This is a genomic window from Streptomyces sp. CAI-85, assembly GCF_013363615.1.
In the GTDB taxonomy this organism is placed as follows: domain Bacteria; phylum Actinomycetota; class Actinomycetes; order Streptomycetales; family Streptomycetaceae; genus Streptomyces; species Streptomyces antibioticus_B.
On the sequence record NZ_JAANNX010000012.1, the window covers coordinates 110,212 to 134,063 of the forward strand.

General features: G+C 72.7%; 21 protein-coding genes. 10 read left to right on the top strand and 11 right to left on the bottom strand.

The genetic code is table 11. The features are described from left to right. The first annotated feature begins 43 nt into the window (after positions 1–43). From G6W55_RS16860 to G6W55_RS16880, 5 genes are read left to right on the top strand one after another with little or no spacing between them, the layout of a single operon-like run. Positions 44–4,540: a beta-ketoacyl synthase N-terminal-like domain-containing protein gene (locus G6W55_RS16860; RefSeq protein WP_217687026.1), complete on the top strand. Its 4,497-nt coding sequence runs from the start codon at positions 44–46 to the stop codon at positions 4,538–4,540. Continuing rightward, positions 4,537–4,845 carry an acyl carrier protein gene (locus tag G6W55_RS16865; protein ID WP_030790626.1) on the top strand — a complete coding sequence of 103 codons (309 nt, stop codon included), beginning with the start codon at positions 4,537–4,539 and terminating at the stop codon, positions 4,843–4,845. Before G6W55_RS16860 ends, G6W55_RS16865 begins: the two co-directional genes overlap by 4 nt. A gap of 2 nt (positions 4,846–4,847) precedes the next feature. Then, a complete protein-coding gene (locus G6W55_RS16870) occupies positions 4,848–5,654 on the top strand; it encodes an alpha/beta fold hydrolase (protein WP_175521669.1) in 807 nt (268 codons plus the stop codon). Beyond that, positions 5,651–6,826 carry a glycosyltransferase gene (locus tag G6W55_RS16875; protein ID WP_175521670.1) on the top strand — a complete coding sequence of 392 codons (1,176 nt, stop codon included), beginning with the start codon at positions 5,651–5,653 and terminating at the stop codon, positions 6,824–6,826. Before G6W55_RS16870 ends, G6W55_RS16875 begins: the two co-directional genes overlap by 4 nt. Beyond that, on the top strand, positions 6,823–7,890 hold the full coding sequence (locus G6W55_RS16880; RefSeq protein ID WP_175521671.1) for a class I SAM-dependent methyltransferase: 1,068 nt from the start codon (positions 6,823–6,825) through the stop codon (positions 7,888–7,890). The genes G6W55_RS16875 and G6W55_RS16880 overlap by 4 nt, the downstream gene beginning before the upstream one ends. A gap of 14 nt (positions 7,891–7,904) precedes the next feature. On the opposite strand, the gene G6W55_RS16885 is transcribed toward G6W55_RS16880, so the two are convergent. The 7 genes from G6W55_RS16885 to G6W55_RS16915 all read right to left on the bottom strand — a co-directional run bounded on the left by G6W55_RS16885 (position 7,905) and on the right by G6W55_RS16915 (position 14,700). Then, positions 7,905–8,693, bottom strand: a complete 789-nt coding sequence (locus G6W55_RS16885; protein ID WP_175521672.1) for an alpha/beta fold hydrolase — start codon at positions 8,691–8,693, stop codon at positions 7,905–7,907. 163 nt (positions 8,694–8,856) lie between these two features. After that, on the bottom strand, positions 8,857–10,182 hold the full coding sequence (locus tag G6W55_RS16890; RefSeq protein WP_175521673.1) for an aromatic acid/H+ symport family MFS transporter: 1,326 nt from the start codon (positions 10,180–10,182) through the stop codon (positions 8,857–8,859). Between the two features lie 211 nt (positions 10,183–10,393). Continuing rightward, a complete protein-coding gene (locus G6W55_RS16895; protein ID WP_175521674.1) occupies positions 10,394–11,344 on the bottom strand; it encodes a VOC family protein in 951 nt (316 codons plus the stop codon). Next, on the bottom strand, positions 11,341–12,417 hold the full coding sequence (locus G6W55_RS16900) for a 4-oxalomesaconate tautomerase (protein WP_175521719.1): 1,077 nt from the start codon (positions 12,415–12,417) through the stop codon (positions 11,341–11,343). The genes G6W55_RS16895 and G6W55_RS16900 overlap by 4 nt, the downstream gene beginning before the upstream one ends. Before the next feature lie 32 nt (positions 12,418–12,449). After that, positions 12,450–13,163 carry a 4-carboxy-4-hydroxy-2-oxoadipate aldolase/oxaloacetate decarboxylase gene (locus tag G6W55_RS16905; protein WP_175521675.1) on the bottom strand — a complete coding sequence of 238 codons (714 nt, stop codon included), beginning with the start codon at positions 13,161–13,163 and terminating at the stop codon, positions 12,450–12,452. Continuing rightward, entirely contained in the window at positions 13,160–13,951 is a 792-nt protein-coding gene (locus G6W55_RS16910; RefSeq protein WP_175521720.1) for a PIG-L deacetylase family protein, read from the bottom strand. Before G6W55_RS16910 ends, G6W55_RS16905 begins: the two co-directional genes overlap by 4 nt. Before the next feature lie 98 nt (positions 13,952–14,049). After that, the gene (locus G6W55_RS16915) at positions 14,050–14,700 is read right to left on the bottom strand and encodes a GntR family transcriptional regulator (RefSeq protein WP_175521676.1); all 651 of its coding nucleotides are present in this window, start codon (positions 14,698–14,700) and stop codon (positions 14,050–14,052) included. 179 nt (positions 14,701–14,879) lie between these two features. Between G6W55_RS16915 and G6W55_RS16920 the strand changes: the two genes are divergently transcribed. Next, positions 14,880–15,224, top strand: coding sequence for a cupin domain-containing protein (locus G6W55_RS16920; protein WP_175521677.1), 345 nt, complete (start codon positions 14,880–14,882; stop codon positions 15,222–15,224). 65 nt (positions 15,225–15,289) lie between these two features. Here G6W55_RS16920 and G6W55_RS16925 read toward each other — a convergent pair whose 3' ends face one another. Further along, a complete protein-coding gene (locus tag G6W55_RS16925) occupies positions 15,290–16,327 on the bottom strand; it encodes a LacI family DNA-binding transcriptional regulator (RefSeq protein WP_175521678.1) in 1,038 nt (345 codons plus the stop codon). 115 nt (positions 16,328–16,442) lie between these two features. On the opposite strand from G6W55_RS16925, the gene G6W55_RS16930 reads away from it, so the two are divergent. From G6W55_RS16930 to G6W55_RS16940, 3 genes are read left to right on the top strand one after another with little or no spacing between them, the layout of a single operon-like run. After that, entirely contained in the window at positions 16,443–17,645 is a 1,203-nt protein-coding gene (locus G6W55_RS16930) for a phytanoyl-CoA dioxygenase family protein (RefSeq protein WP_175521679.1), read from the top strand. Between the two features lie 15 nt (positions 17,646–17,660). After that, positions 17,661–18,437, top strand: coding sequence for an SDR family oxidoreductase (locus G6W55_RS16935; RefSeq protein ID WP_175521680.1), 777 nt, complete (start codon positions 17,661–17,663; stop codon positions 18,435–18,437). Positions 18,438–18,495: 58 nt separating this feature from the next. Further along, the gene (locus G6W55_RS16940; protein ID WP_175521681.1) at positions 18,496–19,500 is read left to right on the top strand and encodes a Gfo/Idh/MocA family oxidoreductase; all 1,005 of its coding nucleotides are present in this window, start codon (positions 18,496–18,498) and stop codon (positions 19,498–19,500) included. A 147-nt stretch (positions 19,501–19,647) separates the two neighbouring features. On the opposite strand, the gene G6W55_RS16945 is transcribed toward G6W55_RS16940, so the two are convergent. From G6W55_RS16945 to G6W55_RS16955, 3 genes are read right to left on the bottom strand one after another with little or no spacing between them, the layout of a single operon-like run. Beyond that, complete coding sequence (locus G6W55_RS16945) at positions 19,648–20,601, bottom strand: ATP-binding cassette domain-containing protein (protein ID WP_175521682.1); 954 nt, start codon at positions 20,599–20,601, stop codon at positions 19,648–19,650. Positions 20,602–20,609: 8 nt separating this feature from the next. Beyond that, positions 20,610–21,686, bottom strand: coding sequence for an ABC transporter permease (locus G6W55_RS16950; RefSeq protein WP_175521683.1), 1,077 nt, complete (start codon positions 21,684–21,686; stop codon positions 20,610–20,612). After that, positions 21,686–22,702: a sugar ABC transporter substrate-binding protein gene (locus G6W55_RS16955; protein WP_030790666.1), complete on the bottom strand. Its 1,017-nt coding sequence runs from the start codon at positions 22,700–22,702 to the stop codon at positions 21,686–21,688. Before G6W55_RS16955 ends, G6W55_RS16950 begins: the two co-directional genes overlap by 1 nt. Positions 22,703–23,060: 358 nt before the next feature. Here G6W55_RS16955 and G6W55_RS16960 point away from each other — a divergent pair, with 358 nt between their 5' ends. Further along, positions 23,061–23,846 (top strand): GntR family transcriptional regulator, encoded by a 786-nt coding sequence (locus tag G6W55_RS16960; protein WP_244369661.1) that lies wholly within the window; start codon positions 23,061–23,063, stop codon positions 23,844–23,846. Positions 23,847–23,852: the final 6 nt, after the last annotated feature.

The following is a 23,852-nucleotide window of genomic DNA, read 5'->3' on the forward strand; positions in this document are numbered from 1 at the left end:
GGCAGCAGTGACGCCCCGTCAGACTCCGGTGGCGATCGTCGGGATGGCGGTGCTGCTGCCGGGCGCCGCCGGGCTCGACGCCTACTGGCGCAATCTGCGCGACGGCGTGGACGCGATCGGCGAGGTGCCCGCCGGGCGCTGGGACCCGGACTACTACCGTCCGGGCACGGCGTCCGAACCGGCCGTCGCCGACCGGGTGTACGCGCGGCGGGGCGGGTTCGTGGACGCGCTGGCGGAGGTGGAGGTCACCCGGTTCGGGATCATGCCGAACTCGGTGGCCGGGACCGAACCCGACCAGCTCATCGCCCTGCACGTGGCCTCGGCCGCGCTCGACGACGCGGGCGGCACGGCCCGGCTGCCCGACCGGGCGCGCGTGGGTGTCGTCCTGGGCCGGGGCGGCTATCTCACCCCCGGACTGGTCCGGCTGGACCAGCGGGTGCGCACGGCGGGCCAGCTCGTGCGCACGCTGGGCGAGTTGCTTCCCGACCTGACGGACACTCAACTCGACCGCGTGCGCGATGCTTTCACCGAGCGGCTCGGCCCCGACAGCCCCGAGGCGGCGATCGGTCTGGTGCCGAACCTCGCGGCCTCCCGGGTCGCCAACCGGCTCGACCTGCGCGGTCCGGCGTACACGGTGGACGCGGCCTGCGCCTCGTCCCTGGTCGCGGTCGACCAGGCGGTGGGCGAACTGGGCTCCGGGCGCTGTGACGTGATGCTCGCGGGCGGGGTCCACCACTGTCACGACATCACGCTGTGGAGCGTCTTCTCGCAGTTGCGCGCCCTCTCCCCCAGCCAGCGCATCCGCCCCTTCCACCGGAATGCCGACGGCATCCTGATCGGCGAGGGCACCGGCGTCGTCGTCCTCAAGCGGCTCGCCGACGCCGAGCGGGACGGCGACCGGATCTACGCCGTGATCCGCGGCACCGGGGTGGCCAGCGACGGCCGGGCCGCGGGGCTGGTCAACCCGGACCCGGGCGGCCAGGCCCAGGCCGTACGGCAGGCGTGGCGGGCCGCGGGGCTCGACCCCGCCGCGCCCGGCTCGGTCGGCCTGCTGGAGGCCCACGGCACGGCGACACCGGCGGGCGACGGCGCCGAACTGGCCACCCTCGCCGAGGTGTTCGGGCCACGGCACGCGGACGGACGCGATGACGGGACCGCCGTCATCGGCTCGGTGAAGTCGATGATCGGGCACACCATGCCGGCCGCCGGGGTGGCCGGTCTGATCAAGGCCGCGCTCGCGGTCCACCACGGCGTCCTGCTGCCGACCCTGCACTGCGACGACCCGCATCCCGCGCTGGCCCGCACCCGCTTCCGCCCCCTGGAGAAGGCCGCCGACTGGGAGACCGGCCCCGGGCAGCCGGTGCGCCGGGCGGCGGTGAACGCGTTCGGGTTCGGCGGGATCAACGCGCATGTGGTGCTGGAGCAGGCACCCGGCGCCGGACCGGCGGCCGCCGTGGCGGCCGGCCCTTCGGCCACCGTCGGGGCAGCCGGCCCTTCGGCCACCGTCGGGACCGCACAAGTCACCGAACCCGAGCGCGTCCTCCTGCTGGCCGCCCCCTCCCCGGCCGCCCTCGCCGCGCTCCTCGACGCCGACGACACCACCGTGCGCGCCGGGGGCCTCGACCCCGCCGCCCCTCGGCCGGACGCGGGACCGGCCCGGCTCGGCGTCGTGGACCCGACCGCGAAACGGCTGGCCCTGGCCCGCCGCGTCGTCGCCAAGGGGCGTGCCTGGCACGGCCGCAGCGACGTCTGGTTCCGGCCGGGCCCCCTGCTGGGCACCGGGCACGGCAGGCTGGCGTTCGTCTTCCCCGGCCTGGAGGGCGAGTTCACGCCGCGCGTGGACGACGTCGCCGTCCATTTCGGACTGTCCGCGCCCGAGTTGCCGCACGAGCGGTCCGGTGACATAGGCCGGCACGGCTTCGGCGTGGTCGCCGTGAGCCGGCTGCTCGACACGGCGCTGCGCCGCGTCGGGATCGTGCCGGACGCGGTCGCCGGGCACAGCGTCGGCGAGTGGACGGCGATGGCGGCGGGCGGACTGTACGCCGGGGACGAGGTCGACGCCTTCATGGCGGAGTTCGACCCGGACAGTGTGCGCGTGCCCGGTCTCGCGTTCGGGGCGATCGGCGCGGGCGCCGACCGGGTGCTCGCCGCGCTGCGCGAGGAGGGCGGCACAGAGGCGGGCCTTGTCCTCTCCCACGACAACGCGCCGGGCCAGTCGATGGTGTGCGGGCCGGAGCCGGCCGTCGAGGAGTTCGTCCGGGCGTTCCGGGCCCGGGGTGTGCTCTCTCAAGTGCTGCCGTTCCGGTCGGGATTCCACACGCCGATGCTGCGGCCGCATCTCGGCCCGATCGAGGAGGCGGCGGCCCGCTTCCGGCTGCGCCCGCCGCACACCCCCGTCTGGTCGGGCACGACGGCCGCGCCCTTCCCCGAGGACCCGGCGCGGATACGGGAGTTGTTCGTCCGGCATCTGCTGGAGCCGGTGCGTTTCCGGCAGTTGACCGAGGCGCTGTACGGCTCGGGGCATCGGGTGTTCGTCCAAGTCGGACCGGGGCAGCTCGGTTCGCTCGTCGGCGACACCCTGGGGAGCCGGGACCATCTGGTCGTCCCCGCCAACTCCCCGCACCGCACGGGCCTCGCCCAGCTCCGCCGGGTCGCCACCGCGCTGTGGACGGCGGGGGCGGAGACGGCACCGGCGCTCACCGCGTCCCGGCCCACCGCGAACCCGTCGTCCCGGCGGCCCGCCGTACGCCTCGACCTCGGCGGTGCCCTGGTGTCCCTGGCGCCGGAGCGGCTGGCCGCCCTGCGCGCGGAACTCCGCACCGAGACACGGATCTCCCCGTCGACGGCCACCACGAGCCCTCTCGAAACCCTCTCCGAACACCACCCGCTCGCCGCCGAGTTGAGCGCCCTGCTCCGCGAGACGGCGGACACGGCCGCCACCCTCATGACCGCCCGGCCCGCACCCCGTGCACTGCCCGCACCCCTGCGCACCACCGTCCGTGTCTCCCCCGACACCATGCCTCACCTTCTGGACCACTGCTTCTTCCCGCAGCGCCCCGGCTGGCCGGACGTGGCCGACCGGTGGCCGGTCGTGCCCGCGACGACGATCGTGCGGCACATGATGGACGCGGCCCGGGAAGCCGTGCCGGGCGCGGTGCCCGTCGCCGTGCACGGGGCGCGGTTCGAGGAGTGGCTGACCGCCACCCCCGCCGTGGACGTACCGGTGACGGTGACGCCCGAGGGGCCGGACCGGGTGGCCGTCTCCTTCGGCCCGCGCGCCCGCGCCACGGTCGAACTGGCCCCGGAATACGCCCGGTTCACCGCCGCCCCTTGGCCGCTCGACCCGGCGAACGAACGGATCCCCGACCACACCGCCGCGCAGCTCTACGCGGAGCGCTGGATGTTCCACGGCCCGGCGTTCCAGGGGGTCACCGAACTCACCGCGATCGGCGACCGCCATGTGCGCGGGGTCATCAGCACCCCGTCGGCGCCGGGCGCGCTGCTGGACAACGTGGGCCAGATCCTCGGCTACTGGATCATGGCGACCCGTTCCGAGCGGACCGTCGTGTTCCCCGTCGGCATGCGGGAGATGCGGTTCCACGGCCCGCATCCGGCGGTGGGGACGGAGGTGGACTGCCACATCCGGATCACCTCGCTCACCGACACCGTCCTGGAGGCCGACGTCCGGCTGACGGTCGACGGCGCGGTGTGGGCGGAGCTGTCCGGCTGGCAGGACCGGCGGTTCGACAACGATCCGCGGACCCGGCCGGTGGAGCGCTTCCCGGACCGCAACACGCTCTCCGAGGCCCGGCCGGGCGGCTGGTCGCTGCTGCACGAGCGCTGGCCCGACCTGGCCTCCCGCGAGCTGATCATGCGCAACTCCCTGGGCGGCGTGGAGCGTTCGGCGTACGCGGAGCACGCCCCGCGCGGGCGGCGGCAGTGGCTGCTGGGCCGGATCGCGGTGAAGGACGCGGTCCGCCGCTGGCTGTGGGACCACGGCGAGGGCCCCGTCTTCCCGGCAGAACTCCGGGTGCACAACGACGACTTGGGCCGCCCGTACGTCACCGGCGTGCACGGCCGGGTGCTGCCGGCGCTGGACGTGTCCCTGGCGCACCGCGCGGAGGCGGGCGTGGCGATCGTCCGGCCGCACACTCCGGGGCCGGGCCCCGGTATCGACATCGAGGAGGTCGTCGACCGCACCCCGGAAACCCACGCCACCGCGCTCGGTCCCGACGAACTCCGGCTGCTTCAGAGGCTGTCGGCTGACGGTGGTGACTCGGAGGCGCGGTGGTTCACCCGGTTCTGGGCGGCGAAGGAGGCGGTCGCCAAGGCGGAGGGCATCGGGTTCGACGGGCGGCCGCGGGACTTCACGGTGCTCGACGCGACCCCGTCCGGCGACCGGCTGACCGTCGCCGGCCGGCTGGAGCGCGCCTACACCGTGCACTGCGAGCCGTCCGTCAACCCGCCCGGCCTGCCGGCCCGGGAGTACGTCGTGGCCTGGACCACGGGCCCCGTCCCAGCGAAGGAGTACGACCGATGACGCCCGTCACCGCGGACGAGGGGACCGTCCTCGCCGATCTCACCGGCATGCTCGCGCGGCTGCTGGAGGACGAGTACGGCCTCGACGACGTCGAGATCGACATGGGGACCTCCTTCAACCGCGATCTGGAGCTGGAGAGCATCGACCTGGTGACCCTGGCCGGGATGCTCCAGGAGCGGTACGGCGAACGGGTCAACCTCGCCGAGTTCCTGGCCGGTCTGGAGTTCGACGAGATCATCGAACTCACCGTCGGCGACCTCGTGGAGTACGTGGTCGCGCAGCTCAGAGCGACGGAGGCGGGCTGAGCATGGCGATGGTCGACACCGGCGCCGTCCGGTTGCACGTCCAGCGGATCGGCCCCCGCCAGGGCCGCCCCGCCGTGGCCACCGTCGTCCTGGTCCACGGGCTGCTCACCGACAGCCTGGCCAGCTACTACTTCACCGTCGCCCCGGCGTTCGCGGCCGCCGGACTCGACGTGGTGATGTACGACCTGCGCGGACACGGCCGCAGCGAACGGCCCGCCGGGGGCTACACCCTGGACCACAACATCGACGACCTGGAAGCCCTCCTCGACCGGCTGGCGGTGACCGGCCCGGTGCATCTGGTGGGCAACTCCTACGGCGGCACGATCGCGTTCGGATACGCGGTGCGCCGTCCGGAGCGCGCCGCGAGCGTCACCCTGATCGAGTCCGAACCGGCCACCCCCGCCTGGGCGGTGAAGCTGGAGCGGATCCTGCACCGGGTGTCGGCCCAGCTCGCGGAGAACGAGCCCGAGGCCCTCGCCTGGGTCACCGCCCATCGGGGCCGGCACACCGCCCGGCTCGCCAAGGGCGCGGCACGGCTGGTCCGTGAGACGACCCTGAGCCAGGAGATCCCGGCCAGCCGGGTGCTGACGCGACATCAGATACGTACGGCGTCCTGTCCGGTGCTCGCCGTCTACGGCGGGGACTCCGACCTCGCCGAACAGGCGCCCCGGCTCAAGGAGTTGCTGCCGGACTGCCGGACCGTGATCGTGCCCGGGCATGAGCACTCGGTCCTGGTGGAGGCGTCCGGGACGGTGGGCGGGCACATTCTGACCCTGGTCGAGGAGACGCTCCGGGTGGGCGTCCGGTGAGCCGGTTCCTGTTCGTCGTACCGCCGTTGGTCGGGCACATCAACCCGACCGTGGGCGTGGCCGCCGAACTCGTCGCGCGCGGACACCGGGTGGCGTGGGCCTGCCCCGATCCGGCGCTGGTGGCGCGGCTTGCGGGGGCGGATGCCGAGGTGTTCGGGTGCGCGGGTGCCGCGCCGGGTGAACGGCCCGCCGAGCTGCGCGGCCCGGAGGCGCTGCGGTTCCTGTGGGAGTGGTATCTGCTGCCGCTGGCGGAGGCGATGGCGCCCGGGGTGCGGGCGGCCGTCGGGGCGTTCCGGCCGGACGTGGTCGTCGCCGACCAGCAGGCGTTCGCGGGGGCGTTGACCGCCGAGCGGCTGGGGCTGCCGTGGGCGACCTCGGCCACCACCTCGGCGGAGTTCACCGACCCGCTGTCCGGACTGCCCAAGGTGCGGGAGTGGCTGGCGGAGCGGCTGACCGGGCTGCGGTCGGCCCTCGGGGCCCCGGCGGCCGGCCCTGACCCCCGGTTCTCGCCGCGTCTGGTCCTCGCCTTCAGCACCCCGGAGCTGGCGGGCACGGCAGTCCCGGACACCGTCCGCTGGGTCGGCCCTTCGATCACAGCACGGCCGGACGCCGCCTCCGGCTTCCCATGGGAGTGGCTCGACCCGGGGCGGGCCACCGTGCTGGTGAGCCTCGGCACCGCCAACGCCGATGTCGGCGGCCGTTTCCTGGACACCTGCCGGAGTGTGCTGCGCGAGCGGGCGGACCGGGTGCAGTCGGTGCTGGTCGACCCGGGCGGCGTCCTCGGCACGGCGGGGCGAGAGCACGACAAGGACGTGCTGATCGTGCCGTCCGTTCCCCAACTCGCCCTGCTGGAAAGGGGGGTCGACGCGGTCCTCTGTCACGCCGGGCACAACACGGTGTGCGAGGCGCTGTGGCACGGCGTACCGCTGGTGGTGGCACCGATCCGGGACGACCAGCCGGTGGTGGCCGGGCAGGTCGTGGACGCCGGGGCCGGGGTGCGGGTGCGGTTCGGCCGGGTCACGGCGCGGGCGCTGGGCGCGGCCGTCGACTCCGTGCTGGACGACCCGGCTTACCGGACGGCGGCGGCGCGGGTCCGTACGGCGTTCCGGGCCGCGGGCGGGGCGTCCGCCGCGGCGACCCATCTGACCCAACTGGCCGAGGAGTCGGGATGAGCGACGAGAGCGGGACCACCGAGCGGATCGCGGCCCTGCGCCCCGCCTACCGGGCCGACCTGGAGGCGGGCCCCGACCGGTTCTTCGAACCGCCGCGCACCGACTGCCCCTGGTGCGGCGGGACGGAGCTGAGCACCCGGCTGCGCACCACCGATCTGCTCCAGCACAAGCCGGGCCGTTTCACCCTGGACCGCTGCGGCGGCTGCGGGCACACCTTTCAGAACCCCCGGCTCAGCCCGGCGGGGCTGGAGTTCTACTACCGGGACTTCTACGACGGGCTGGGCGAGAAGAAGCTCGGCGACACCTTCGGCGCGCGCACCGGGATGTACCGGCGGCGGGCCGAGGCGGTGTTGCCGTACATCCCTGCGCCCAAGTCTTGGCTGGACGTCGGGACCGGCCACGGGCACTTCTGCGCCGTCGCCCGGGAGGTGCTGCCGGACACGGTGTTCGACGGTCTCGACTTCACCGACGGTGTCGAACTGGCTGAGAACGCGGGCCGGGTGGAGCACGGCTACCGGGGCGCCTTCCCCGAACTGGCGCCGGACCTGGCCGGCCGCTACGACGTCGTGAGCATGTTCCACTACCTGGAACACAGCACCGAGCCCGACCGCGAACTGCGGGCCGCGCGGGAGGCGGTGCGCCCTGGCGGGCATCTGGTCGTCGAAGTGCCGGACCCCGAAAGCCGGTTCGCCCGCCTCCTCGGCCGCTGGTGGCTGCCCTGGCTCCAGCCGCAGCATCTGCACTTCGTCCCCGTGGCCAACCTGCAACAGCGCCTGACCGAACTGGGCTTCACGGTGGTCGCGGAGCAACGCGCCGAGGCCCACGACCCGGTGGACCTGCTGGCCGCCACCTGGCTCGCCCTGGACCACACGGCCCCGCGCGAGGACGCGCCCTGGCTCCCCGAACGCCCGAGCGCCCCCCGCCGCGCCCTACGAACGGCCCTCCTGCTGACCGGCATCCCCGCACTCCTGGCAGCCACCCTCATCGACCGCCTCGCCCTCCGCCCCCTGGCGGGCCGCCTCCGCCTCTCCAACGCCTACCGTGTGGTGGCGCGGCGCGACTGAGCCCCGGCCGCCGCTCAGGGCACGCCGGCCGACGCCGCCTCGGCGATCACCCGGGCCACGGCCTCCGGCTGGTCGATCTGGACGGCGTGACCGGCGTCGGGGACCGTGATCAGGCGGACGTGCGGGCGGCCCTCCAGTCCGCGCCGTTCGCCGTCCGTCAGGCCGATCTCGTCGTGGTCGCCGCGCACCACCCGGACCGGGACCCCGGCCTCGCACAGCCGGGGGACCAGGGACGGGTACCGGTCGAGATAGTCGTAGTACGCGCGCACGATCCGGCGGCAGGTCGCCGGGTCGTTGCCGCTCATCGCCGCCGCGAGGGCTTGGGCGCGCTCGGGCGGCAGTCGGCGCGTGACCGCCCGGGGCAGCAGGCCCAGCATGCCGGCCCACACCCCGATGCCCAGCCCTGGCACGCGGCCGACGGCGTCCAGCGCGGCCAGGGACCTCATCTCGTCGCCGCGCGAGAAGGCGGGCGACAGCAGCACCAGCGGGCCTGTGAACAGTCCGGACGCCGCCATCTCGATCGTCACGTTGGCACCGAGACTGTGCCCGACGACGACCTCGCAGCCGGTCTCGTCCGCGAAGGCGGCCATCAGCCGGGCGTACCCCTCCATGGTCACGTCCTCGGGGGCCTCGGTGCCGCCGAAGCCCGGCAGGGCCGCCGCGACCAGCCCCAGGTCCGCCACCGCCGGCTCGGCCATGACGTCCGCGAAGAACTCGGTCGTGCACAGCCCGCCCGGGATCAGCAGCACCCGCCGCGAGGCGTCCTCCGGCCCCGCCCGCCGAACGTCCCAGCCTTCACCCATACGACGAGCGTGACCCGTCCGGACGGCCCCCGCACCCCGAACCGACGGCGCCTGCACCCCGAGCCGACGGCGCCGGTCACCGCGTCCCGTGCGGTGACCGGCGCCCGGTCGGGTCGGTCGTATCGGTCGGGTCGGTCGGGTCGGTCGTGTCCCCCGTGGCCGGTCAGTGGGCGCCGGCCAGCTCCTGACCGGAGGTGCGCGACGTGCTCCGCGTGCCGCGCAGGGCGGCGATGCCGATGAAGACCATCGAGGAGACACCGGCGAGCGCGAACGCGGTGAAGCCCCAGTCGCCGTTGCCCGCCGCGAGGAGCTGGCCGCCGAGCCACGGGCCGAAGACGGCGCCGAAGCGGCCCATGCCGGAGGTCCAGCCGACCGCGGTGGCCCGGTTGTCGGCGGCCGAACGGATCGACACGGTCGCGTAGATCATCGTCTGGGCGCTGTTGAGGAAGACGCCGGTGAGGAAGACGACGACCATGGTGACGCCGGTCGACATGTGGACGCTGAGCAGGGCGACCCCGGCCGCGGTGAGCGCGAACCAGATCGCGGAGATGCGCGGGGCGCCGAAGCGGTCGGCGGCGCGTCCGGCGACCAGCATGCCCACGATGCCGCCCAGGTTGAAGACGACGACGAAGGTCAGCGCGCTGGCGAGCGCGTAGCCCTCGGCCCGCATCAGGGTCGGCAGCCAGGTGGCGACGCCGTAGACGAGGAGGAGTCCGCCGAAGGAGGCCAGCCAGTACAGCAGGGTCTGGATCCACTCGCCGCCGCGGAAGAGCCCGGCCAGGGCGTCCCAGCGGTCGGCGGCGGTCTTGCGGCCGGACGTCGCGGCGGGCAGGTCGACCTCGTAGCGGGCGGCGAGCGCGGCGGCCTCCTCGGTGCGGCCCTTGGCGACGAGGAAGCTCAGCGACTCGGGCAGGAACTTGGCCAGCACCGGCGCGAAGAGCAGGGGTGCCACGCAGACCCAGAAGGCCGCGCGCCAGCCGACGGGGTCGATCAGCCACTTGGCGACGTAGGCGGAGAGAATGCCGCCCGCGTGGTGGGCGGTCATCAGCAGGCCGATGGTGAGGGCGGCGCGGCCGCGCGGGGCGTAGTCGGAGACCATGCTGATCGCGGTGGGGAGCAGTCCGCCGAGGCCGACGCCGGCCAGGGTGCGGCCGAGGCCGAAGACGGCGACGCCGTCGGCGAGCGCGCACACGCCGGAGGCCAGCGAGAACAGCACCACACAGCCGACCATGAGCTTCTTGCGGCCGATCCGGTCGGCGACGGTGCCGGCGGTGAGCGCGCCGATCAGCATGCCGAAGGTGGCGTAGCTGCCGAGGTCGCCCGCGGTGTCCGGGGTGAGGCCGAAGGTCTGCGTCTCCAGCAGGTGCGGCAGCACCGAGCCGTAGATGAACATGTCGAGCCCGTCGAAGAGCACGGCCAGCCAGCACAGGCCGACGACGAGCAGGGCCAGTCTGCCGGTGCGGGCGGAGAGCACGGGGGAGGAGGACATCGTTGTTTCCTCTCGTCCAGGAGGAGTCGCCTGGAGGGGACGGTGAGGCGGGTCGCTGCGGCTCGTGGGGGGGGGCGGCCGACCCGGTGGTGCGCAAGACGCTAAGGACCGGAATCCAAGGTGTCAACGTTTTTGTCAACAATCTCATCGACAGTCCTGCGCACCCGGGGAAGGGCCCGTGGAAGGGGTCCGGGAACGGTTCGGGGACCGCTCAGGCGACTGGCGGCGTCCCGTGCGTATGGAAGGACTCGATGGTCTTCAGCCCCCACGCCTGCCCCTTCCGCCGCTCCTCCTCGGTCCAGGTGACGAGGGGCCAGTCGGGGGCCAGCACGAGCCGGGTCAGCGGGTTGCACAACTCGATCCGGTTGCCGCCTGGTTCGTAGACGTAGAGGAAGAACGTCTGCTGGATGGCGTGCTTGTGGGGTCCCGTCTCGATGAACACGCCGCTGTCGATGGCGAGATCGGCGGCGCGCAGGATGTCCTCGCGGGTGTCGGTGGCGAAGGCGATGTGGTGCAGCCGTCCGGCCGAACCCGTCCGGTCCGAGGTGTAGACGACGTCGTAGGACTTGTCCGTGTACGTCAGCCAGCGCGCCGCGATCGTCCCGGTGTCCAGTCTGATCTGCTCGGTGGGGCGGGCGCCGAGGACGTGCTGCTGGAACTCGGCGTTGGCGAGGACGTCGGCGGCCAGGAAGTTGACGTGGTCCAGACGCCGGACGCCCACACCGCGGTTGGGTTTGGCCTGCGGCTGGTTCTTCAGCGCGGGCCGCAGCTCCTCGGGGGCCCGGTAGTACTCGCTCTCCCAGTACAGGGCGTGCTCGTGGCCGTCCGGGTCGGTGGTGACGTAGAGCCTGCCGAGCCCGGGTTCGTCCTCCACCCAGACACCGGTGCCGCCCGCGGCCTCGACCGCCTCGACCCGGCGGCGCAGTGCCTCCTCGCTGGAGGTGCGCAGCGCGAGCCGGCCGAGGCCGGGGCGTTCGCGGGCGGTGAGCACCAGGCTGTGGTGCTCGTAGTCGTCGAAGGTCCGCAGGTGGACGGTGTCGCCGTCCTGCCCGTTGACGGTGAGCCCCAGATAGTCGGTGAAGAAGGCGACACTGGCGTCCAGGTCGGGGGTGAAGAGCTGGGCGTGTCCGATGTGGGCGATGTCGCCGAGCGGCGGAGTCATCGTCGGCCTCCAAGGGGTTGTGCGGGAATCGGCGCCGCGACGGCGGCCCGGGGGAACACGGTGCCGTCGAAGATCTTGCGGGCCGTGCGGACCACGGCCGTGCGCCGCGCCGCGGGCAGGCCGTCGGGGGTGACCCCGAGGCTGCTCTCGATGTCCAGGAATCCGGTGGGGTGTTCGATGCGGATACGGTCGTCTCCGGACGGCGGTACGGCGATCCCGGCGCCCGCGCCGCCGTCGACGCGCAGCCCGGCGGCGACGCTCGCCGCGCCGAGCACCCCGATCGAGGGGTGCGCGCGGACGGGGATGAAGGTGCGGGTGGTGACCGTGCCGCCGTGGCGGGGCGGGGCGAGCAGGGTGAGTTTGGGGACGGTGGTGTCCGAGACGTCGCCCAGGCCCATCAGCCGTCCCGCCGCGAGCCGGACGGTGTGCAGCCGGGCGGCGAGTGCCGTGTCCTCCTCCAGGTCGCGCGGGGACTCGTAGCCGGTGACGCCGAGCGCGGCGGCCGCCATCAGGACCGTCGGCATGCCGTTGTCCACGCAGGTCACCGGGACCCCGTCCAGCACGTCCCGGGCCCGTCCGCTGGGCAGCAGCGGGCCGTTGCCGGGCGGGAACTCGATCCGTACGGGGGCGGCCGTCCCCGGGACGCCGGAGATCTCCGCGTCGCCGGTGTAGCGCACCCGGCCGCCGGGCGTGGGGAAGGTCGCCGTCGCCCGGTCGCCGCTGTTGACCATGCGGATCCGGACGGAGGTCTCCTCCTCCCCCGCCGTCACGAGCCCGCGCTCCACGGCGAACGGACCGACACCGGCGAGGATGTTCCCGCAGTTCTGACGGCCACTCACCTCGGCTCGGTCGACGGCGACTTGGAGGAAGAGGTAGTCGACGTCGGCGCCCGGGTCGGCGGAGCGGGAGACCACCGCGACCTTGCTGGTGAGCGGGTGGGCGCCGCCGAGGCCGTCGATCTGGCGCTCGTCCGGGCTGCCCATGATCCGCAGCAGCAGGGCGTCGCGCGGGCCGGGCTCGGCGGGGAGGTCGTCGGCGAGGAAGTAGGCGCCCTTGGAGGTGCCGCCCCGCATGAGGAGGCAGGGCACCCCGTCGGGCCGGGAGGTCACCGGGACTCCCCCGTCCGCTCGATGTGCTCGTCGTACGTCCGGTACTCGACGCCGGCCCTCTTCAGGGTGTCGCGCAACCCGTAGCGGTCCAGGCCGAGTTCGCCGTCCAGGAAGGCTTCCCGGGCGCGGGCCTCCTTGGCCTCGCGGGCCTCGGACGCCGCCGCGACGGCGCGGGCGCGCTCGCGCGGGACGACGGCCACGCCGTCGTCGTCGGCGAGGATCACATCGCCGGGGCGGATCACCCGGCCGTCGATGGCGACGGGCACGTTGACCGATCCGCCGGTGGCCTTCACCGTGCCTTGTGCGCTGACCGCCCGGGACCAGACCGGGAAGCCCATGTCGCGCAGTTCCTGGGTGTCGCGGACACCGGCGTCGATGATCAGGCCGCGCACCCCGCGCCGGCGCAGCGCGGTCGCGAACAGCTCGCCGAACATGCCGTCGGTGGACGGGGAGGTGGTGGTGACCACCAGGACGTCGCCCTCGCCGCACTGCTCGACGGCCGCGTGGATCATGAGGTTGTCGCCGGGCCAGCTCAGCACGGTGACGGCGGTGCCCGCCATCCGCACCCCCTGCTGGATCGGGCGGATTGCCGTGCCCAGCAGGCCCGTTCGGCCCATCGCCTCGCCGACGGTGGCCACGCCGAAGCCGGACAGCGCGTCGACGTCCGCCCGTTCCGCCCTGGGCGGGCCGGTGACGATCACGCCGCTCATGCCAGCTCCTTCGCGATCTGCGGGTAGGGGCGCATGAACGCCTCGGCCAGAGTCCGGTGCGCCAGGCCCAGGTTGGGGCCCGCGTTGCGCTTGAGCTGGACGCCCCGGCGGACGGCGAGGTCGGTGTAGTACTCCCACAGGTGCTGCTGGGCGCCCAGGCATTCCATCGCCTTGCGCTTGACGTCCCAGACCTCGCTGATGTCGAGCAGGACCTCGGGCCGGAAGCCGCTCATCTCCGGCTGGTGCGGCTCGAAGTAGAAGACCGGGGGCGCGCCGATGATCTCGCCCTCGCCCGGATAGCCGATGGCCTGGGCGAGCACCCGGGCCTCCAGCGCCATACGGTGGGCGGCCGGGTGGTCGCCGTTGTAGGGGTCCTCGGCGGGGTGGGTGAGGACGACGTCGGGCTGGGTCTCGCGGTACAGGGTGACGAGCCGGTCGGTCAGTTCGGCGGTGACGGCCAGCGGGTAGTCGCCGGCGTCGAAGAAGCGGACCTCGGCGCCCAGGGCGGCGGCGGCGCGTTCGGCCTCGTCGCGGCGGAGCGCCTTGATCTCGTCGAGTGTCCTGCCCTCGCGCCAGGCGCGGGCGGACTCGCCGCGCTCGCCGAAGGTGAGGCAGGCGATGGTGACCTTCTCCCCGCGCGCGGCGGCCAGGGCGATGGCCCCGCCCGCCCGCCAGACGAAGTCCCCGGCGTGGGCGGTGACGACGAGGGTCGAGCGGGGCGGGGCGGAGGGTGTGCGGGGCGTGTGGGGTGGGTCGGCGGGGGCGGGCGCGGGGGCGGCCTGGGGCATTCTCATGTCTCCTCGATGACAGACGAGCGCCCGCCTCACACGACGGCGATCAGTGACCGGCGATCAGTGACCGGTGATCAGTGATCAGTGACCGGTGATCAGTCGCGCAGCGCCTCGATCACGCTGTGGAGGTGGGCGCGGACGGCCGATTCGGCCGCCTGCGGGTCCCTGGCCGTGATCGCCTCGATCATGGCCAGGTGTTCGTTCAGGGACTGCTGCGGCCGGCCCGGCCGCAGCGCCAACTGGAATCGGTGGCGTACCAGTTGGGCGTTGAGCCGCTCCAGCAGCTCCTGCGCGGTCCGCTGTCCGGAGAACTCCCGGATGCGGGTGTGCAGTTCATGGTTGAGGTCGGAGTAGACGACCGGTTCGCCGGCCGCCACCGCCTTGCTCATCGCGCTGCCGATGCCGGCCAGTTCGCCGAGCTGCTCGTCGCTGGCCGCGACGGCCGCCTTGGCGGCGCACAGCCCTTCCAGGACCATGCGGCACTCGGTGATGGCGACCGCTTCCTCCACGGTCACCACCCGCACCCGTGAGCCACGGTTGCGGATCCGTTCGACGAGTCCCTGGGACTCCAGATCGATGAGCGCCGCGCGGATGCTGGCCCGGGTCACACCGAACTGCTCGGCGAGTTCGTTCTCCACCAGCCGCTGCGCCGGTGCCATCTCGCCGTGCAGGATCGCCTGCCGCAGCCGCGCGAGCGCGTGCTGCCTGGCCTGCTCCCCGGTGCTCGGACCGGCTTCTTTCGGCATGGTTGCCCTCCCTGAGCGAGTGCCTGTCGAACGTAAATCTAGCCAGACAGGATTGTCAACAATTTTGTTCGCCATATCGGCCCCATCGGTCACGGCCCGACGACCTGTCCTGCCGTCCGGTCCTTCCCGGGACACAATGTCGGCGCCGGAACCGCGTCCCCGCTCGTTAGGGTCGCCGCATGACCCACAGCTTCGCTCTGCACATCCCCGACGCCGATCTCGAACCCGACCCGCTCGACCCGGCGCAGATCGTCTCCGGCACCCCCGAGGTGAGCGGGAAGGTGGTCTGGGAGTCCGAGGACGGCCGCCAGATCCGCGGGATCTGGCAGATCACCCCGGGCGTGGTCACCGACACCGAGGCGGACGAACTGTTCGTCGTGATCAGCGGGTCCGCGACCATCGAGGTCGAGGGCGGCGCCACCTTCACCGTCGGCCCCGGCGACCTGGCCGTGCTGCGCGCGGGCGACCGTACGACATGGACGGTCCACGAGACCCTGCGCAAGGCGTACGCGATCAACCTCTGACCCGGTCTCTCCGGCCGTCGGCCGCCCGTCCGGCCCGAGCCTCACCCGCCCCTCCGGCCCGAGCCTCACCCGCCCGTCCGGAAGTCCGGCGGCAGGTTGTACGGCGTCACCACCTGGATCGCCGACGGCAGGGTGGGCCCGGCGGGCGGCAGCGCGCCGTGGGCCCGCATCACGATGTGGCACGCCTCGCGCATGTCGTGCCGCAGATCGTGGTGGAGGACCACGGACAGCCGGTGCTCGCGCAGCAGCCGGGTGTTGTCGTGGTCGAGGTCGTGCGCGACGAACACCGCGCACTCCCGGCCCGCGTCGGCGAAGGCGCGCAGCGTGGCGATGTTGCCGCCGCCGATCGAGTAGACCGCCCGGATCTCCGGATCGCGGTCCAGCGCGGCGCGCACCAGGTCGTACTGGGTGGCGTCCAGGCCCTGCCCCTCGGCGATCTCGACCAGGGCCCGCCCGGGCTGCCGGGCCCGCATCGCACCGCGGAACCCCATCTCGCGCTCCTCCTCGTTGCGGAAGAAGCCGCTGGACAGGCTGGTCAGGACGTTGCCGGGCCGGTCCCCCAGCCACTGGCCCATCAGATAGGCGGCGGTGGCGCCCGCGGCGCGGTTGTCGATGCCGACGTAGGCCAGCCGGGCGCTGGCGGGCAGATCGGTGACCAGGGTGACGACCGGGATCCCGGCGGCCACCAGCCGGCCGACGGCCGCGGTGACCTCGGGGGTGTCGGGCGCCTTGAGGATCACACCCTGCGAGCCGCGCCGGGCCGTCCGGTCGAGGATCGCCACCAGGTCGTCCACCGGCCCGGTCTCCCGGAAGTGGAAGCGGGACCGCACCACGGCCGGGTGCAGCGACGGCAGTTCCGCCTCCAGCGCGGCGCGTACGGCGGTGCTGAACCGCTCGGGCGTCTGCATCACGATGTCGACCATGAAGGTACGGCCGACCAGCCGGACCTGGGTGCGCTGCCGGTCGAGGTCGGCGATGGCCCGCTCCACCTCACGCGCGGTCGACTCGCGCACCCCTCCCCTGCCGTTGAGGACCCGGTCCACCGTCGCCTCGCTGAGACCCGCCTGACGTGCGATCTCACGGATCGGGAAGGGATGGCCCACGGAACGCTCCTCGCCTCATCCTGAGGGGTTTTTGATGGCCGCCTGCTGGTTGTTCGACGGGTTTGTACTGACAAGAATGACAGCACGGATACGCCGCTGTCACGAAGGGACGCCGATGTCCTTCACCCCCGCAACCCCCGTCACCACCACCCCCGACGCCCGGGCGCTTCATGAGCCCGCCTGGTTCACCGAGCAGGACTGCGACCTCGACGTCCTGCGCACGCTCGTCGAGCGCACCACCGACCTCGCCGACTACCCGCACGCCGCCTCGGTGGAGGACAACGTCCTCGTCTACGACAGCGAGCGGCTGCGCGCCGCCGCCGGGAGCCGTGAGGTGCGCGCCGAACTGGTGCGGGCCTTCGCCGACGGCCCCGGGGTCGTCGTCCTCAAGGGCGCCTTCCCCGACCCGGCGGTGGTGGACCGGGCGACCGACGTCTTCGACGCGCTGATCGCCGAGCAGCACGCCGCGGGCGCCACCGCCGGCGACCACTTCGCCCGGCCGGGCGCCAACGACCGGGTCTGGAACGCCCTGGAGAAGGCCGCCCTGCACGACCCGGAGGCGTTCACCGACTACTACGCCAACGAGGTCGTCGCCCTGGTGTCCCGGGCCTGGCTGGGCCCCGGCTACCAGATCACCTCCCAGGTCAACGTGGTCAACCCGGGCGGCGCGGCGCAGAGCGTGCACCGCGACTACCACCTGGGCTTCCTGTCCAACGAGACGGCCGCCGCCTACCCGGCGCACGTCCACCGCCTGTCCCCCGTGCTCACCCTCCAGGGCGCGGTGGCCCACTGCGACATGCCGGTGGAGTCAGGGCCCACGCTCTATCTGCCGTACTCGCAGACCTTCGAGCCGGGCTATCTGGCGTGGCGACTGCCCGAGTTCCAGGCGTACTTCGCCGGGCACCACGTCCAACTGCCGCTGGCCAAGGGCGATGCCGCGTTCTTCAATCCGGCGGTCTTCCACGCCGCCGGCACCAACCGCACCACCGGCGTACGGCGCATGGCGAATCTGCTCCAGGTGTCGTCGGCCTTCGGGCGCGCCATGGAGACCGTGGACCGCGAGGCCGTGGCGAACGCCGTCTTCCCGGTCCTGCTCAAGCGCCGGGCCGAGGGCGTGGACCAGGCGTGGCTGGAGCGGGTCGTCGCCGCGAGCGCCGAGGGCTACCCCTTCCCCACCAACCTCGACAGCGATCCCCCGGTCGACGGACTGGCCCCGCCCGCGCAGGCGGACGTGGTGCTGCGCGCACTGCGCGAGGAGTGGACCCCGCAGGAACTCCGGGACGAACTGCGGGCCGGCGCCGAGCGCCGCACGAGCTGAAAGGGCCTTGTTTCCATGGGACTTCTCGACGACAAGGTCGTCCTCGTCAACGGCGGGAGCCAGGGCGTCGGCGCCGCCGTCGCACGGGCCGCGGTCCGTGAGGGGGCGGCCGTCGCCGTCACCGGCCGGCGCGCCGAACCCGGCGAGGCGCTGGTGGCGGAGCTGACCGCCGCGGGCGGCACCGCCCTGTTCGTCCGGGCCGACCTGGCCGACGCCGGACAGGCGCGGACGTCGGTGGCCGAGACGGTGACGGCGTACGGCCGGGTCGACTGCCTGGTCAACTCGGCGGGCCTCACCTCCCGGGGCACCTTGCTGGACACCACGCCCGAGCTGTTCGACCAGCACATCGCGATCAACCTCAGGGCACCGTTCTTCGCGATGCAGGCCGCCGTCGCGGACATGGTCGCCCGCAAGGAACCGGGCACGGTCGTCAACATCATCACCTCCTCCGCGCACGGTGGGCAGCCGTTCCTCGCCCCGTACGTGGCCGCCAAGGCCGGGCTGATCGGCCTCACCCGCAACGCGGCGCACGCCCACCGCTTCGACCGGGTCCGGATCAACGGCCTGAACATCGGCTGGACCGAGACCGAGGGCGAGGACGCCACCCAGCGGGCGTTCCACGGCGCCGGAGACGACTGGCGCGAGCAGGCGGCGGCCCGGCTGCCGATGGGCAAGCTCGGCCGGCCGGACGAGATCGCCGACTTCGTCGTGTTCCTGCTCTCCGAGCGGTCCGGAGTGGTCACCGGTTCGGTGATCGACTGGGACCAGAACGTGCTCGGCGGCCTCGACTGACCTCCCTCCGTCCCTCCTCTCCCCTCTCTCTTCGCACCACCTCAAGGAGCTGCACCCCATGCGCATCGGAATCCTCGGCCTCGGCCGTATCGGCGCCTTCCACGCCGAGACCCTCTCCGGACTGGACGCCGTCGGGACGCTCGTCGTCGCCGACCCCTACGCCGCGGCCGCCAAGGCCGCCGCCGAACGGTTCGGCGCCGAGGTGGCGGACTCCCCGGAGGCCGTGCTCGCGGCGGGCGTGGACGCGGTCGTGGTGGCCGCCGCGACCGACGCCCACCCGGGGCTGATCCTGGCCGCCGTCGAGGCCGGCGTCCCGGTGTTCTGCGAGAAGCCGGTCGCCCGGACCATGAGCGAGGGCGTCGAGGTCCTCAAGGCCGTTCGGGGCAGCGGGGTGCCGATCCAGATCGGCTACAACCGCCGTTTCGACGCCGGGTTCGTCGCCGCGCGCGACGCCGTGCGCTCCGGCGAGCTGGGCCCGCTGCACACCGTCCGCTCGACCACCCTGGACCCGGCGCCGCCGCCGGCCGCGTACATCGCCGCCTCCGGTGGCATCTTCCGGGACTGTTCGGTGCACGACTTCGACATCATCCGCTGGGTGACGGGCCGCGAGGTGACCGAGGTGTACGCGGTCGGCGGCAACCGGGGCGCCGACTTCATCAAGGAGGCGGGTGACGCCGACACCACCGGGGCGATCCTCACCCTGGACGACGGCACGATCGCCGTGGTCTCCAACTCCCGCCACAACGCCCGGGGTTACGACGTCCGCATGGAGATCCACGGCTTCGCGGACTCCATCGCCGTGGGCCTGGAGGACAAGCTGCCCCTGCGCTCGGTCGAGCCCGGGGTCACTTTCCCGGCCGGCACCCCGCACGACTTCTTCATGGACCGCTTCGCGGCCGCCTACCGCGCCGAACTCACCGCGTTCACCGAGGTGGTGGCGGGCGCCAGGACCTCGCCCTGCACGATCGAGGACGCCCTGGAGGCGGGCTGGATCGCGGAGGCGTGCACGCTGTCGCTGCGCGAGCACCGGCCTGTGACGCTCGCGGAAGTGCGAACCGCCTGACGGGACGGGGAAGTTCACACCTGGGCGCGGCTCCGACGGGGCCGCGCCCACCGTCGTCGTACGACACCCGGGGAGCGCGAAAGCGCCGACGCGCCCCCGCCCGTTCGGCGGTGGCGCGTCGGCGCTGCTCTTCGAAACGCCCGGGTGTCAGGCGGTCTTCTCGTCCGAGGAGTCCAAGGAGTCCGGCGATTTCAAGGAATCCCGGGAAGCCACCGGCGCCTTGAGATCCGTCTCCTCCGGCAGCTCCTCGACATCCACACCCCGAACCTGCGCCAACTCATGCTTGAGCGCCGCGAGTTCCGCACCGCCCGCCATGTGGTTGGTGAGTTCCTCCAGGCTGACCTCGGCACGGGAGGCGGAGAGTTCGAGCGTGCCGAGCCGCAGCACGCTGAAGTGGTCGCCGACCATGTAGGCGTGGTGGGGGTTGTGGGTGATGAAGATGACGCCGAGGCCGCGGTCGCGGGCGGCGGCGATGTACTTCAGCACCACACCGGACTGCTTGACGCCGAGCGCGGCGGTCGGCTCGTCCAGGATCAGCACCCGGGCGCCGAAGTAGACGGCGCGGGCGATCGCGACGCACTGGCGCTGGCCGCCGGAGAGCGTGCCGATGGGCTGTTCGAGGTCGTCGAGGACGATGCCCATGTTGCGCAGTTCGGTGTCCGCGGTCCGCTTCATCGCGGCGATGTCGAGACGGCGCACCGGCCAGGGGCCCTTGGTCATCTCGGAGCCGAGGAAGAAGTTGCGCCACACCGGCATCAGCGGGACGGTGGCGAGGTCCTGGTAGACGGTGGCGATGCCGCGGTCGAGGGCCTCACGGGGGCTGGAGAAGCGGACGGGTTCGCCGTCCACGAGGAACTCGCCCTCGGTGTGCCGGTGCAGCCCGGAGACGATCTTGATGAGGGTGGACTTGCCGGCGCCGTTGTCGCCGAGCACACAGGTCACCCGGCCGGGGTGCACGGTCAGGTCGACGCCGTGCAGGGCGCGGATGTTGCCGTAGGACTTGCCGGCGCCGCGCAGTTCGACGAGGGGGTGCTCGCCCGCCCCGGGGGCGGGGTCCGTGAGGACCGCTCCGTGCGTTCCGGTTCCGTTGCTGGTGGTCATCGGGTCGGTCACCTCCGGGTCGCCGTGCGCTGGACCCACAGATTGATGAGGACGGCGCCGAGGAGCATCACGCCGAGGAACGCCTTGAACCAGTCGGGGTTCCAGCCGGCGTAGACGATGCCCTGCTGCACCATGCCGAACATGAAGGCGCCGAAGACCGGGCCGATGGCGGAGCCGGCGCCGCCGGTGAGCAGACAGCCGCCGATCACGGCCGCGGCGATGTAGATCAGCTCCTGGCCGACGCCCTCGCCGGACTGGACGGTGTTGAAGGAGAAGAGCTGGTGCATGCCGACGAACCAGGCGCCGAAGCCGACCAGCATGAACAGCGAGATCTTGGTGAAGGTCACCGGGACGCCCACGGCGCGCGCGGACTCCTTGTTGCCGCCGACCGCGAAGATCCAGTTGCCGTACTTGGTGCGCAGCAGCACCCAGGTGGCGAGGGCCGCGAAGACCAGCCACCAGACGATGGTGATCTTGACCTGGACTCCGCCGACCTCGAACGACGAGGCGAAGATCTTCTTGGCCTGGTCGAAGCCGTCCATGTCGCTGATGTCGTCGGTGGCCACGTTGCCGGTGATCAGCTTGGTGACCGCCAGGTTGACGCCCTGGAGGATGAGGAAGGTGCCGAGGGTGACCAGGAAGCTGGGCAGGCCGGTCTTCACCAGCATCCAGCCGTTGAACATGCCGATGCCCAGCGAGACCGCCAGGGCGGCGATCACACCGACCCACACGTTCATCGTGAGCTGGTAGCTGAGCATGCTCGCGGTGAGCGCCGAGGTGATCACCGCGACACCGGCGGAGAGGTCGAACTCGCCGCCGATCATCAGCAGGGCCACCGGCAGGGCCATGATCCCGATGGTGGAGGACTGGTACAGGATGTTGGCCATCGAGGCGGCCTCGCGCACCGGCGGGGCCGTGATCAGGAAGAACACCCAGACGGCGAGGGCTCCGAGGAAGACCCCGACCTCGGGGCGGGCCAGCAGCCGCAGGGCGAGGGGGCGTCTCGTGGTCCGGCCGTCGGTCTGCTGCGGGCCGGAGGCCGGCGGTGTGGTCACCGCCGGCTCGGCGTGGTGGGTCATGCTCATCACCGGGTGCCCTTCGCGGCGAACGCCGCCACCGCGTCGACGTTGGACTTGTCGACGAAGGCCGGGCCGGTCAGCACCGGGGCCTCGCCGCCGCCCATGTAGTTGCCGTTGTTCTTGTACAGCCACAGCGAGTCCACGGCGAGGTAGCCCTGGAGGTAGGGCTGCTGGTCGACCGCGAAGTCGACGGTGCCCTTGCTGATGGCGCTGGTCAGGTCCTTGTTGAGGTCGAAGGTGGCGACCTTGGCCTTGCTGCCGGCGTCCGACACCGACTGACCGGCGGTCAGCGCGAAGGGGGCGCCGAGCGTGACGACGTAGTCGATCGCCTTGTCCTGGGTGAGCTTGGCGGTGATGGTCGACTTCACCGACGGCATGTCGGTGCCGTTGACGTAGAGGACCTCGGTGGTGCCGGAGAAGGTCTTCTTCACACCGTCGCAGCGCTGGGTCAGGCCGATGTTGCCCTGCTCCTGGATGACACAGACGGCCTTCTTGGCGCCGGCGCTGTTGAGCCGCTTGCCGAGCGCCTCACCGGCGACGGTCTCGTCCTGGCCGAAGAACTGGAGCAGGCCGAGCTTCTGCCATTCGCTGACGCCGGAGTTGAGGCCGACCACGGGTATCTTCGCGGCGTTCGCCTTGGCCACGACGTCCTTGAGGGCGTCCGGCTTGGCGAGGGTGATGGCGATGCCGTCGACCTTCTGGTCGATGGCGTTCTGCACCAGGTTGGCCTGGCCGCCGGCGCTGGGGTCGGCCGAGTAGACCAGCTTGACGTTGTCCTTGGCCGCGGCGGCCTCGGCGCCCTTGCGGACGATGTCCCAGAAGGTGTCGCCGGGCGACTGGTGGGTGATCAGGGCCACCGTCATCTGCGGGGTGCTCGCCTTGCCCGCGGCGGCGCCGTCGGCGCTCTCGTCGGACTTCTTCCCGCCCGAGCTGCTGGAGCAGCCGGCGACGGTCAGGGCCACCGCTGCGGCCAGGGCCACCACCGGGACGATTCTGCGGGAACGGGGCGAAGAGCTGTCCATCTTTCCTGCACCTCACTGTGCGACGGGAGAAAACACGGGGGATCACGAGGGAAAGGGAGGCGATCTCAGGGATCGGTGGCCCGCTACTGCTCAGGGTGGGGCCAGGGAGCCGGGACCGCGACCGTTCGGGTGACGTGGACTCGGTGTGTGCGCTGTTGGGACGGGATCCAATCCCTTGGCGGGTCCACTGTCAAGACTTTGTTAAGACATCATTTCACAAGCAGGTCCGAATGTAAGAACAAACCATTGACACAGGGGGCCGCGGGGACCTACACCTGGAAGACGCCACGGGTCGTACCGGGGCGAAAATCTACCCGCTGCGCAGGGGCGCACCCAAAGCGGCCAGGAGGTTTGCCCGATGGCGAAGACCGGCGAACGGAGCCGTGCGGCGGCCGGTTCGGTGCTGGACGGCCTGCACTTCGCGCTCGACCGGTCCAGCCCGGTGCCGCTCTACTACCAGCTCGCCCGGCAACTGGAGGCGGCGATCGAACACGGGGCGCTCGCCCCGGGCAACCTGCTCGGCAACGAGATCGATCTGTCGACCCGGCTCGGTCTGTCCCGGCCCACGGTCCGCCAGGCCATCCAGTCCCTGGTCGACAAGGGGCTCCTGGTGCGCCGCCGCGGCGTCGGCACCCAGGTCGTGCACAGCCAGGTGAAACGGCCGCTGGAGCTGAGCAGCCTCTACGACGACCTGGAGGCCGCGGGACAGGGGCCGACCACGCGGGTGGTACGCAATGAACGGGTCCCGGCGAGCGCCGATGTGGCGGCCGCCCTCGGGACCGCGGAGGGCGCCGAGGTCACGCTCCTGGAGCGGCTGCGCTCGGCGCACGGCCAGCCGGTGGCGTTCCTGTGCAACTACCTGCCCCCGGCACTGCTGGACCTCGACTCGGCCCGTCTGGAGGCGACCGGCCTCTACCACCTGATGCGGCTGGCCGGCATCACCCTGCACAGCGCCCGGCAGACCGTCGGCGCCCGCGCGGCGGACGCCGAGGAGGCCGCGCTCCTCGCCGAGAAGGAGGGCGCGGCCCTGCTGACCATGCGGCGCACGGCGTACGACGACACCGGGCGCCCGGTCGAGTACGGGACGCACATCTACCGCGCGTCCCGGTACGCCTTCGACTTCCAGCTCCTGGTCAGGAGCTGAGGGCCG